We start from the raw sequence: 12,516 nt of genomic DNA, 5'->3' as shown, positions 1-12,516 counted from the left end.
ATGGGTGCGGGGCGGCTCGGGGGAGGAACAGCGGACGTCGGGCGGCTCGGCGGAGGATCAAAGGGTGCGGGGCGGCTCGGGGGAGGAACAGCGGACGTCGGGCGGCTCGGCGGAGGACGGGTGGCCGTCGGTGGCCGGCGTGGCGGCCGGTCGTCGGCCGGCTTCCGGTACCTCCACCCCGGCGGCGGACCGCAGGCCGGCCTCCACCGAGCCGGCCGATGACCTCCAGGCTCCCCGCGCGGCGGCGGACCGCCGGCCCGGCCCCCGCACGGAGGCGAGCGGCGTGGTGCCGCCTGCCGTCGTCGGGGTCGGCGTGGCCATGCCCGGGCCGCTCGACCACCGCGCCGGGGTGCCCGGGCGGGTCACCGGGTTCCCGGAGTGGGACGGCTACCCCCTGCGGGACGAGCTGGCCCGACGGCTCGGGATGCCCGTCGAGCTCGACAAGGACACCAACGCCGCCGCCCTCGGCCTCGCCCTCCGCTCACCCGCCGCCGACTCGTTCGCCTACGTCCACCTCGGTACGGGACTCGGCGCCGGCCTGGTCCTGGGGGGCCGGCTGCTGCGCGGGGCCCGCACCGGGGCAGGGGAGTTCGGGCACCAGACCGTGCGGCTCGACGGGCCCCCGTGCGACTGCGGCGGTCACGGCTGCCTGGAGGTCCTGTGCCTGGCAGCCGTCGCCCGGGGCGACCTCGCCGAAGCCGCGCGGGTCCTCGGGACGGGCGCGGCGAACCTCGTCCGGCTGCTGGACATCGACCGCGTCCTCCTCGGCGGCCGGTCCGTCCTCGCCGCCCCCGCCGCGTTCGCCGACGGGGCGCACCGGGTGCTCGCCGGACTCGGCCTCCCCGTCCCGGTCTCCGTCGCCGGGACCCCGCACACGGTCGCCGAGGGCGCGGCCCAGCTCATCCTCTCCGCACTCTTCGGAAAATAGGCTGATCGGGCGGATTGTGTCGTTCGTCCGGGGGTGCCCATCGCGCCGCTCCCCGGCACCGGCCGTCCCGCATGGCAACGTCGCGGCCGTCCCGTACGCCCGTGAGCAGCAAAGGCACCCGCCCATGCGACTGCGCAACGCCCTCGCCCTCGGTGTGACGGCGGCGACCACCGGCACCGCCGTGCTCGCGCTCACCGCCGGACCCGCCCCCGCGGCCGCGGCCGCCTCCCTCTCCGCGGAGCCCGGCCCGGGTGCGGAGGCCGACCCGGGCGCCGGCCCGGGCGTGCGTCCGGACGCCGCCGCTCCGCGGCCCCCCGCACGGCTCGGCGCCGACTCCGGTCCCGGGCTGCTCTCCGGCGCCGACTCCGGTTCGGGGCTGCTCTCCGGCACCGGCACCGGACTCCTCCCCGGAAGGGGGACCGGAACCGCCCCAGGACTCCTCCCCGGTACCGGCGCCGGCACCCGGCCCGGCGTCGGCACCGGTACGGCCCCCGACGCCGGCGCCACTCCAGGGCCCGGCCCCGGGGGTGGTTCCGAGCGGCGGGACACGCCGCCGACGTGCGGCAAGGAGTCGGACCCCGACTTCCCCCTCGACACCCGGATCCACGGCGGGCCGGGCGTGTTCGTCCCCGGCGGCCCCGTCCTCACGTGGAACCTCGACCTCACCAACACCACCACCGAGTCCTGCCACAGCATCCACCCGGTCCTGGCCCTCACCGACCGCGACCGGACCCTTCAGCCGGCCCAGATCACCCTGGAGTTCCACGACTCCGAGGCCGACCTCTGGCGCCCCGTCCCGTTCGAGGGGACCGACCAGGACGAGAACATCGGCGTCTTCGCCGACTTCTCCGGCTTCTCCGTCCCGGCGGGCGGCACGGTCACCGTGCCGGTCCGGCTCGCCTTCCGCGCCGGCACCGCGCCCAACGAGGTCGTGGCCAACGCGGCGGTCGTCCAGCGCAACGGCGACGACGGTGACTGGGTCGGAAGGTCGGACGACTACCGCTTCCGGATCGCCGCCGGCGGCGAACCGGCTGACAGGGAACCGGAGTCGACGAAGGAGCCGGAGCCCACGAAGGCGCCGGACCCCCCGGCGGAGCCCAAGGAGCAGGAGCCGCACGCCACGGAGAAGGCGCCGGAGACTCCCTCGGACTCGGCCTCGGACGGTGCGGCCCCCTCTCGGGAGGGCGGCCACCCGACGACCCGCCCCCTGCCCGAACTGGCCCGGACCGGCGGTGCGTCGGACCGCGCCCTCGCCCTCACCCTCGCCCCCTTCTCCGGCGCCCTGCTCCTCACCGGCGCCGCCCTGACGGCCACGACCCGCCGCCGCCGTCCGGCCGTCGACACCCCGCCCGTCCCGGCGACCGGCACCCGGCCCACCCCCGCGACCGCCACGCCGCCCGACAGTCCGACCGGCTGAGCGCCGCCCCGGCCGACAGTCCGACCGGCTGAGCGCCGCCCCCGCCGAGCGCCGGTCCCCGCAGGTCACCCCTCGTACACCCTCCCGTTCACGCGTGTCTGCGACCATCGGCCCGTGGACTACTCGACCGCCCCCTCGCCCGGCTCTCCCGTCCGCTCCGGCATCCCGGAACACGGGCGCATCCCCAAGTACTACGCCGTCAAGGCGAAGGTCGCCTCGCTGCTGGACGAGCTGGGGGAAGGGGGGCTCCTGCCCACCGAGCGGGAGCTCGCCCTTCGCTACGAGGTGTCCCGCGAGACCGTACGGCAGGCCCTGCGGGAGCTCCTGCTCGAAGGGCGGCTGCGGCGCCAGGGCCGGGGGACCGTCGTCGCCGGGCCCAAGCTGGAGCAGCCGCTCTCCCTCGCCAGCTACACCGAGGGTGTCCGCCGTCAGGGCCGCCGCCCGGGCCGTACGCTCATCTCCCTGGACCGCTTCCCCTGCCCCGACGCCCTCGCTCCCGAGATCGGAGCCGAACGCGGGGAACCGGTCTGGCACATGGAGCGCGTCCTCCTCGCCGACGACGAGCGGGTCGGGCTGGAGAGCACGTACGTCTCCGAAGCCCGCGCGCCGCGCCTCGACACGGAGTTCGACCCCGACTCCTCCTTCTACGCCTATCTCCACGAGCGGCTCGGCATCGCCTTCGGCGGCGCGGACGAACGCATCGAGACCGTGCTCGCGACGCCCCGCGAGGCGCTGCTCATCGGCACCCCGCCCGCGCTGCCCATGCTGCTGATCCACCGCGTGTCCCGCGACACCGCCGGCCGGCCCCTGGAGCGCGTCCGCACCCTCTACCGGGGCGACCGCTTCAGCTTCACCGCCCACCTCGGCGCACAGGACTGACATCCGGGGGACCCGCCGATGGCCCGCGGCCTCCGGAAGGCCGACGCCGCCCGCGCGCACGGCGATCCCTCAGGGAGATCACGAAAAGGTAACGGGTCTAGGCCATCCTTGTCGGGCCGTTCACCGGCCCGTCGCCAACCGGATCCGTCCCGGCCACCCGTCCCGAGGAGCGTGACCGGCATGAAGGTGATCGTCGTAGGAGCCGGCGTGGTGGGAACCATGCACGCCTGGCACGCAGTGGAACGCGGCCACGAGGTCGTACACATCGAGCGCGAGGCGGAGGCGCGCGGGGCGTCCCTCCGCAATTTCGGCCAGATCTGGGTCAGCGGCCGCGCGGGCGGCGAGGAGCTGGACACCGCCCTGCGCGCCCGCGAACTCTGGGAGGGCATCGGCGCCCGCGTCCCCCGCCTCGGCTTCCGGCCGGTCGGCTCCCTCACCCCCGTCCGCAACGCCCTCGAACTCGCCGTCGCCGAGGCGGCCCTCGCCCGTCCCGATGCCGCCGCCCGCGGCTACGCGCTCGTCACCGCCGACGAGGCCCGGCGGATCAACCCCGCTCTCCGCGGCACGTTCGAGGCGGCGCTGTGGTGCGAGCGGGACGCGGCCGTCGAGCCGCGCACGGCCCAGCTCGCCCTGCGCGAGGCGCTGTCGGCCTCGGGGAGGTACACCTTCCTGCCGAACCGCGAGGTCCGGGACGTCGTGGGCGAGCACGCGGTGCGCGACGACCGCGGCGACACCCACACCGGCGACGCCGTGGTGCTGTGTACCGGCGCCTGGCTCGGCGGCCTCGTCCGCGAGGTGGCCGGCGAGGTCCCCGTCCGTCGCGTCCGCCTCCAGATGATGCAGACGGACCCGCTCGGCGAGCCGCTCACCACATCCGTCGCCGACGCCGACTCCTTCCGCTACTACCCGGCGTACGCCTCGGACGCGCTCGACGCGCTGAACGCCGGGCAGGCGCAGGACCCGACCGCCGCCGCGCACAGGATGCAGCTGCTCATGGTGCAGCGCCTCGACGGCGGACTGACCATCGGCGACACCCACGAGTACGAGCACCCCTTCGCCTTCGACACCCTGGAAGACCCCTACGAGCACCTGACCCGGGTGGTCGAGTCGTTCCTCGGCCGCCCGCTGCCGAGGATCCGCCGCCGCTGGGCCGGGGTGTACGCGCAGTGCGTCGACACCAGCCGGGTCGTGCACCGCCAGCGGGTCCGCGACGGCGTGTGGCTGGTGACCGGACCCGGCGGCCGGGGCATGACCTGCTCCCCCGCCATCGCCGAGACGACCGCGAACGAGCTGGGCTGGTGACCGCGATGACCGACACGACCGCGAACGAACGGGGCTGGTGACCGCGATGACCGACACGACCGACACGACCGACACGGCAGGGTACGGCCTCGTCGTCCTGGACATGGCCGGGACCACGGTCGCCGACGGCGGCCTCGTCGAGCGGGCCTTCACGGCCGCCGCGGAGCGCCTCGGCGAGGATCCGGCCACGATGATCCACTACGTCCGCGCCACCATGGGCGAGTCCAAGATCTCGGTCTTCCGCCACCTCTTCGGCGGCGACGAGACCCGCGCCCGGCAGGCCAACGCCGCCTTCGAGGAGGCCTACGGCGAGCTGGTCGCCGACGGCCTGATCGCCCCTCTCCCCGGCGCGGCGGAGGCGATCGCCGAACTGACGGAGCAGGGCCGCACGGTGGTTTTGACCACGGGGTTCGCCCGGGTCACCCAGGACGCCATCCTCGACGCGCTCGGGTGGCGCGACCTGGTCGCCCTGACCCTGTGCCCGGCGGACGCCGGGGGCCGGGGGCGGCCGTACCCGGACATGGTCCTCGGCGCGTTCCTCCGTACCGGCGCCGTCGACGACGTCCGGCGGATCGTGGTCGCGGGCGACACGTCGTACGACATGCTCAGCGGGGTGCGGGCGGGGGCCGGGATCGTGGCCGGCGTGCTGACCGGAGCCCACGACGAGGGCGCGCTCGCGGAGCACGGTGCCACGCACGTCCTGCGGTCCGTCGCCGAACTCCCCGCCCTGCTCGCGGGGGCACGGGGGGCCGGGGCGTGACCGGCGGAATCCGCTTCGACGCCGTCTCGGTCGCCTACGGCCGGCACACCGTCCTCGACGCGCTGGAGCTGACCGTCGAGCCGGGCGAGGTCATGGCCCTGCTCGGGCCCTCCGGTTCCGGGAAGACGACCGCGCTGCGGGCCGTCGCCGGATTCGTGCGGCCCGTCTCCGGGCGGGTGTTCATCGGCGGCCGCGACGTCACGGCCCTGCCGCCGCACCGGCGGGGGATCGGGATGGTCGTCCAGCAGTACGCGCTCTTCCCGCACATGCGGGTCGACGCCAACGTCGCGTTCGGCCTGAAGGCGCGGAAGGCGCCCAAGGCCGAGATGGCCGGGCGGGTCGCCGAGGCCCTGGAGATGACCGGGATGGCGGCCTACGCCAAGCGGTACCCGCGCGAGCTGTCCGGCGGCCAGCAGCAGCGGGTCGCGATCGCACGGGCCCTGGCGATCCGGCCCCAGGTCCTGCTGCTCGACGAGCCGCTGTCGGCGCTCGACGCGCAGCTCCGCTCCGGAATGCTGGCGGAGCTGGCCCGGCTGCACCGGGAGCTGCCGGACGTGTCGATCCTGTACGTCACCCACGACCAGGTCGAGGCGCTGACGCTGGCCGACCGGATCGCGGTCATGGACAGGGCCAGGCTGCGCGACTGCGGGACCCCGCAGGAGCTGTACCGCCGCCCGCGTACGGAGTTCACGGCGTCGTTCGTCGGCAACGCCAACCTGCTGCCGGTGACGGTGGGGGCGGGCGGGGTCTCCTTCGGGGACACCCCGCTGAAGGTGTCCACCGACGAGGCGGCACCGGGAGCGACCGCGACGCTGTGTGTGCGCCCGCACCTGGTGGGCCTCGGCGACGGGCCGAACGCGCTGCGCGGACGGATCGCGGAGGTGCAGTGGCGGGGCTCGACCCACCGGCTGTACGTCGACGTGGGGAACGGGCAGCGGGTGAAGGCGGACGTCCGGGAGCTGCGGGAGACGCCGGCCCTCGGCGACCAGGTCACGCTGCACTTCGCGCCCGAGGACGCGGTGCTGCTGGGGGCGGGTGTCGGCGATGGGTGACACGCCCGCCCCGATCACGGCGGCCGCGGGGCCGCTCCGGCGGGACCCGGCGCCCGTCCGGCGCGCCGGTGACGTCGGCGCCGCGCGGCGTGCCGTCCCCGCGTGGGTCTGGGCCCTGCCGCCCGTCGCGCTCCTCGCCCTGGTCTTCCTCTATCCCCTCGCGCTCGTCGTCCGGGAGTCCCTCGCCCCGGGTGCCTACGCCGCCGTCTTCGCCTCCGAGGCGTTCCGGGAGGCGCTCGTCACCACCGTGTGGCTCGCCGTCGCCTCCACGGCCGGCTGCCTCGTCCTGGGGTTCGTCCTCGCCGTCGTCGTCGCGTTCGTGCCCTTTCCCGGAGGGAAGGCGGTGTCGAAGTTCATCGACGTCTTCCTCTCCTTCCCGTCCTTCCTGATCACGCTGGCCCTGCTGTTCGTCTACGGCACGGTCGGCATGGCCAACGGGCTGTGGACGGACGTCACCGGCGCCGCCACCGGGCCCTTCCACTTCCTGACGACACCCTGGGGCGTCCTCCTCGCGGAGGTCACGTACTTCACGCCGTTCGTGATGCGCCCGCTGCTCGCCGCGTTCTCGCAGATGGAGACGGCCCAGCTGGAGGTGGCGTCCTCACTCGGCGCGCGGCCGCTGCGGATCGTCCGGCGGGTGATCCTGCCCGAGGCGCTGCCCGCGCTGGCCGCCGGCGGGAGTCTCGTCCTGGTCATGTGCCTGAACGAGTTCGGGATCGTGCTGTTCACCGGCGCCAAGGGCGTCACGACGCTCCCCATGCTCGTCTACGGCAAGGCCATTCTCGAGTCCGACTACGCCGCCGCCTGCGTCGTCGCCGTCGTCAACGTCGCGATCTCCGTGGGCCTCTACTCCCTCTACCGGGTGGTGAGCCGCCGTGCTGGTGCATAGCCGTACGGGCAGGTGGACGGCGTGGGCGCTGTGCGCGGTCCTCTTCCTCCCGCTGTTCGCGCTGCCCCTCCTCGTCATCGTCGCCGCCTCCTTCTCGACGCACTGGTCCGGCGCCTTCCCGTCCGGGCCGACGGCCGAGCACTACGCCTCCGCCGTGCGCGGCGAGTCCCTCCAGGCCCTCACCACCAGCCTGGTCACGGCGGTCACGGCGAGCGTGCTCGCGCTGACCACGGGCACCTGGGCCGCGCTCGCGGCCGCCGCCCTGCGCAGAAGGGGCCGCCGGGTCGTGGACGGGCTGTTCATGCTGCCGGTCGCCGTGCCGTCCGTGGTCGTGGGCCTCGCCGTCCTGGTCGCGTTCTCGCAGCCGCCGGTGCTCCTCAACGGCACGCGCTGGATCGTGATCCTGGCGCACACCGTTCTCGTCACGGCCTTCGCCTACCAGTCGGTCTCGGCCGCCATCCTCCGTCTCGACCCGATGTACGAGCAGGCGGCGGCCAGTCTGGGCGCCGGCCCCGCGTACGTCCTGCTCCGGGTGCGGCTGCCGCTTCTGCTGCCGTCCCTGAACGCGGCCGCCGGCCTCTGTTTCGCCCTGTCCATGGGCGAGCTGAGCGCCACGATGATGCTCTACCCGCCGGACTGGATGCCGTTGCCGGTGCTCGTCTTCACCGCCACCGACCGCGGCTCCCTGTTCACCGGATCGGCGCTCGCCGTGGTCCTCATGACGACGACCCTGCTCGTCCTGCTCGCCGTCTCCCGTATCCGCACCGAAGCGTCCTACCGCTGAGCCCCAGGAGAGAACGACGTGAAGCGCACGATGTCCCCCTCCCTCACGACGATCACCGCCGCCACCGGCAGCCTCGTCCTCGCCGCCACCCTCACCGGCTGCGCGGGCACCTCCACCGCCTCCACCGAGAAGGTCGTCACCGTCTACAGCGCCGACGGCCTCAAGGGCGAGAAGGGCGACGGCTGGTACGACAAGGTGTTCGCCGACTTCGAGAAGCAGACCGGCATCAAGGTCGAGTACGTCGAGGGAGGCTCCGGCGAGATGGTGCAGCGCGCCGTCCGCGAGAGGAACAACACACAGGCCGACATCATCGTGACCCTGCCCCCCTTCATCCAGCAGGCCGGCTCCAAGGGCCTCCTCCAGAAGTACGTCCCCGAGGGCGCCGAGTGGGTCGGCGGCGGGGACAAGGCCGAGGACGGCACGTGGACCTCGGTCGTCAACAACTACTTCGGCTTCGTCTACAACAAGGAGCAGCTGAAGCAGGCCCCCCGGACCTGGGAGGAATTGCTCGACCCGAGGTTCGAGAACAAGCTGCAGTACTCCACCCCCGGTGTCGCGGGCGACGGCACGGCGGTCGTCATCAAGGCGATGCACGACTTCGACGGCCAGGCGCCGGCGATGGAGTACCTGAAGAAGCTCCAGAAGAACAACGTCGGCCCGTCCTCCTCCACCTCCAAGCTCGCGCCGAAGGTCGACAAGGGCGAGATCCTCGTCGCCAACGGCGACGTCCAGATGAACTTCGCCCAGTCCAGGTCCATGCCCAACCTCGGCATCTGGTTCCCGGCCAAGGACGGCGACCGGCCGACCACCTTCGCCCTGCCGTACGCCGCCGGCCTGATGGACAAGGCCCCGCACGGCGAGAACGCCAGGAAGCTCCTCGACTTCATGCTCGCCGAGAAGGCGCAGCGCCAGGTCAGCGAGATCGGCGGCGGCTTCCCGGCCCGCAAGGACGTCAAGCCCACCGATGCCAACGCGGTCGCGCTGGCCGGGCTGCTGCGGGGTGTCGAGGTCTTCGAGCCGGACTGGAACGACATCGACAAGAACCTCACGACGTACATCGAGGCGTGGAAGTCGGCCACCGGAAGCTGACCGGTCGCCCTCCCCAAGAGTTCACCGCGCACTCACCGCGGACCTCTGGAAAGACGCCCGTTCATCGCGGAAGGATAACGGGTACGGACCAACGCCCCTGCTCAGGCAGGGGCGTTGGCGCGCGCTGTCACCGCCGTGTTCCACCCTCGTCCCCCATCCCCGTCTCCCATCCACGGAGGACCCCCGATGCCGATCACCGGCATATCCCGCCGCACCGTGCTCGCCGCCGCCGGTGCCACCGCCGCCGCGGCCGCCGCCGGATTCGCCACCGCCCCCGCCGCCGCTGCCGCCGTTCCCACGCTGCCCCCCGGCACCAGCAAGGACAAGGTGCTCGTCGTCGGCATGGACGGCCTGCGGTACGACCGGATCGACGCCGCGAACGCGCCGACGATGAAGTCCCTGATGGCGAACGGCACCTACGGCCTGTCGCTGCTCTACGCCAACCCGATGGCCGCCACCTCCTCCGGCCCCGGCTGGTCCACGATCTCCACCGGCGTCTGGCCCGACAAGCACGGCGTGAGGGACAACACCTTCGCCGGCAAGAACTACGGCACCTACCCCGGATTCCTCGCCCGGCTGCACCAGACCCGCCCGGACCTCTCGCTCTTCGCCGCCGTCGACTGGCCCGAGCTCGACACGCACGGCACGGTCACCCCCGGCGCCGACGCCAAGCTGGTCTACGACAACGACTACGTCGTGAACGACAAGGTCATCACGGACGCCACCGAGGACATCCTGCGCAACCAGAACCCCGACGTCCTCTTCGTCTACTTCGGCGAGACCGACGAGATCGGCCACTCCTACGGCGCCGCGCACAGCAGGTACCTCGACGCCATCGCCGTCCAGGACGGCTACCTCGGCCGCCTGCTGGCCGCGATCAAGGCCCGCCCCTCCTACGCCACCGAGCGCTGGACCGTCATCGTCACCACCGACCACGGCCACGTCGACTCCGGCGGCCACGGCGGCTCCTCCATCGAGGAGCGCCGCACCTTCGTCCTCGCCCAGGGGCCGGGCATCGCCGCGGGCGCCCGCCCGGTCGACACGCGGCTCGTGGACGTCGCCGCCACCGTCTTCCACCAGCTCGGCATCGTCCCCGCCCCGTCCTGGGGCCTGGACGGCAAGCCGATCCAGCAGCGCTCCGCCGACCCCTTCGACGCGCTGTACGGATCGCTCACCGGCCGCGTCGACGAGACCGGCATCCCCGCGGGCGTCCTCGGGTTCACGCACACCGCGCCCAGCGGCTGGTCCGTCGTCAACAACGCCATGGGCACCGGGGGCATGACCGAATGGCGCGGCTGGGCCTTCGCCACCGACGAGTTCTGGTCCCGCGCCCAGCGCGACCAGTCCCGCGAGCTCAACGTCCGCTCCCGGGGCGTCTTCGCGGTCGCGGACTCGGACGAGTGGGCCGACAAGAGCTTCTCCGGTACGTACGACTCGACCCTGGTCACCCCCGCGTACGCCGTCTCGGGCGCCTCGAAGGTCACCCTGGACTTCACCACCCTCTACCGCCAGGAGGGCGGCCAGAGCGCCCAGGTCCTCGTGAGCTTCAACGGCGGGACGCCGACCGTCGTCCGGAGCTATACCTCCGACGTGATCTCCCAGCCCCAGTCGCTCACCGTGAACGTCCCCGCGGGCGCCTCCAGCGTCGGCTTCCGCTTCCGCTACACCGGGTCCAACAACTGGTACTGGGTGATCGACGGGGTCAAGATCAGGACATCCTGACTAGGCTGGGGGCGTCGCCACAGCGCTGTCGCGGCGCCCCCAGCACACCGCACGACTTTTGTACGGCAGGAGTCCCCGCACATGGCAGAGCGCAAGCCGATCGAATCCTGGCTGACCGACATGGACGGCGTCCTCATCCACGAGGGCGTCCCGATCCCCGGCGCGGACGCCTTCATCAAGAAGCTGCGGGAGACCGGGAAGCCCTTCCTGGTCCTCACGAACAACTCGATCTACACGGCACGCGACCTGCACGCCCGCCTCGCCCGCATGGGCCTGGACGTGCCCGTGGAGAACATCTGGACCTCGGCGCTCGCGACCGCCCGGTTCCTCGACGACCAGCGCCCGGGCGGCACCGCGTACGTGATCGGCGAGGCCGGCCTCACCACGGCGCTGCACGACATCGGCTACGTCCTCACCGACCACGACCCGGACTACGTCGTCCTCGGCGAGACCCGGACGTACTCCTTCGAGGCGATGACCAAGGCGGTACGCCTGATCAACGCCGGCGCCCGGTTCATCTGCACCAACCCCGACGAGACCGGCCCCTCCCTCGAAGGCCCGCTCCCGGCCACCGGCTCCGTCGCCGCCCTCATCACGAAGGCCACCGGCAAGGACCCATACTTCGCGGGCAAGCCCAACCCGCTGATGATGCGGACCGGCCTCAACGCCATCGGCGCCCACTCCGAGTCCAGCGCCATGATCGGCGACCGGATGGACACGGACATCCTGGCCGGTCTGGAGGCGGGCATGCAGACCTTCCTGGTGCTCACCGGCCTGACGACCCAGACCGAGGTGGATCGCTATCCCTTCCGGCCGTCCACGATCGTGGACTCGATCGCGGACATCGTGGACCGCGTCTGACCGGCCCGCGGGCACGACGGCTGACGACGGGCGGGGCCCGCCCCGACGCCCTGCCCGACCCCACGGGCCGGGTGTGATCCCACGGACGGGCCCCGTTCGCGCCTCTGCGGATGCGTGACGGCGGGAACGGGGCGACGCTGCCTCTCAGGAGGTCACGATGCGTTCTGGTCCCACTGCCCTGAGTGCCGCGGCGGCTGTCGTACTCGCACTGGCGCCCACCGCCGGCAGCGCGTACGCGCACGACGGAGTGAAGGTCACGGTCACCCCGTCCACCGCCCGCCCCGGCGCCGAGGTCGGCATCCGCGTCCACGGCTGCCACGGCAGGACCGGCACCGCCACGTCCCGCGCGTTCGTCGCCGAGGCCCGCCTGACGGGTTGGGACGGGGGTATCTCGTCGCTCATCGGCGGCGCCGCGGTGCGGCCGGGGCTCGACGGCGGTACGTACGAGGTGAGTGTGGTCTGTGACGGGCACCATCACCGGGACGTGGGGTCGGTCCACGTCCAGCGGCCCCACAAGCCGACGCACAGGCCCACGCCACGGCCGACGCACCCGCCCGCGCACCGGCCGACGCACGGCCCCGCGGACGAGCCGGTGTACCGGCCGACGCAGGCGCACACCCCGGTCGCCCCGGTCCAGGCGGGCGGGGGCGGCGCCGTGGCCTTCGCCGCGCCGGCCGCCCCGAGCGTCGCGCAGACCGCGAACGAGAGCGGCCTCGGCACGCCGTACACGCTGATCGGCCTGATCATGGCCGCGGTCGCCGCCGTGGCCGTCGCCTTCCGCAGCGCACGCCGCCGCGGCGACGACGACGCGGCCTCGCGCACGGACTGAGGCG

At 73.4% G+C, this 12,516-nt stretch carries 12 protein-coding genes; all 12 read left to right on the top strand.

Annotated features, from left to right (window positions below; translation table 11 throughout):
• Positions 1 to 928: ROK family protein (locus AB0K65_RS10130; protein ID WP_365715317.1), on the top strand; the 928-nt coding region annotated here is incomplete at its 5' end.
• A 124-nt stretch (positions 929 to 1,052) separates the two neighbouring features.
• Positions 1,053 to 2,345, top strand: a complete 1,293-nt coding sequence (locus AB0K65_RS10125) for a hypothetical protein (RefSeq protein ID WP_365715316.1) — start codon at positions 1,053 to 1,055, stop codon at positions 2,343 to 2,345.
• A gap of 114 nt (positions 2,346 to 2,459) precedes the next feature.
• The gene (locus tag AB0K65_RS10120; RefSeq protein WP_365715315.1) at positions 2,460 to 3,224 is read left to right on the top strand and encodes a GntR family transcriptional regulator; all 765 of its coding nucleotides are present in this window, start codon (positions 2,460 to 2,462) and stop codon (positions 3,222 to 3,224) included.
• Between the two features lie 180 nt (positions 3,225 to 3,404).
• Complete coding sequence (locus AB0K65_RS10115) at positions 3,405 to 4,526, top strand: TIGR03364 family FAD-dependent oxidoreductase (protein WP_365715314.1); 1,122 nt, start codon at positions 3,405 to 3,407, stop codon at positions 4,524 to 4,526.
• 46 nt (positions 4,527 to 4,572) lie between these two features.
• A complete protein-coding gene (locus tag AB0K65_RS10110) occupies positions 4,573 to 5,286 on the top strand; it encodes a phosphonatase-like hydrolase (RefSeq protein WP_365715313.1) in 714 nt (237 codons plus the stop codon).
• Positions 5,283 to 6,338, top strand: a complete 1,056-nt coding sequence (locus AB0K65_RS10105; RefSeq protein ID WP_365715312.1) for an ABC transporter ATP-binding protein — start codon at positions 5,283 to 5,285, stop codon at positions 6,336 to 6,338. The genes AB0K65_RS10110 and AB0K65_RS10105 overlap by 4 nt, the downstream gene beginning before the upstream one ends.
• Positions 6,331 to 7,227, top strand: a complete 897-nt coding sequence (locus tag AB0K65_RS10100) for a 2-aminoethylphosphonate ABC transporter permease subunit (protein ID WP_365715311.1) — start codon at positions 6,331 to 6,333, stop codon at positions 7,225 to 7,227. Before AB0K65_RS10105 ends, AB0K65_RS10100 begins: the two co-directional genes overlap by 8 nt.
• The gene (locus AB0K65_RS10095; RefSeq protein WP_365715310.1) at positions 7,214 to 8,011 is read left to right on the top strand and encodes an ABC transporter permease subunit; all 798 of its coding nucleotides are present in this window, start codon (positions 7,214 to 7,216) and stop codon (positions 8,009 to 8,011) included. Before AB0K65_RS10100 ends, AB0K65_RS10095 begins: the two co-directional genes overlap by 14 nt.
• Before the next feature lie 30 nt (positions 8,012 to 8,041).
• Positions 8,042 to 9,100, top strand: a complete 1,059-nt coding sequence (locus tag AB0K65_RS10090) for a 2-aminoethylphosphonate ABC transporter substrate-binding protein (RefSeq protein ID WP_365715424.1) — start codon at positions 8,042 to 8,044, stop codon at positions 9,098 to 9,100.
• Positions 9,101 to 9,286: 186 nt separating this feature from the next.
• Positions 9,287 to 10,822 carry an alkaline phosphatase family protein gene (locus AB0K65_RS10085; RefSeq protein WP_365715309.1) on the top strand — a complete coding sequence of 512 codons (1,536 nt, stop codon included), beginning with the start codon at positions 9,287 to 9,289 and terminating at the stop codon, positions 10,820 to 10,822.
• An 81-nt stretch (positions 10,823 to 10,903) separates the two neighbouring features.
• Positions 10,904 to 11,683, top strand: a complete 780-nt coding sequence (locus AB0K65_RS10080) for an HAD-IIA family hydrolase (RefSeq protein WP_365715308.1) — start codon at positions 10,904 to 10,906, stop codon at positions 11,681 to 11,683.
• 157 nt (positions 11,684 to 11,840) lie between these two features.
• Entirely contained in the window at positions 11,841 to 12,512 is a 672-nt protein-coding gene (locus AB0K65_RS10075) for a hypothetical protein (RefSeq protein ID WP_365715307.1), read from the top strand.
• Positions 12,513 to 12,516: the final 4 nt, after the last annotated feature.

This window comes from Streptomyces sp. NPDC053755, from assembly GCF_040677675.1.
Taxonomy (GTDB): domain Bacteria; phylum Actinomycetota; class Actinomycetes; order Streptomycetales; family Streptomycetaceae; genus Streptomyces.
This window is presented reverse-complemented; position numbering and strand designations above follow the sequence as displayed.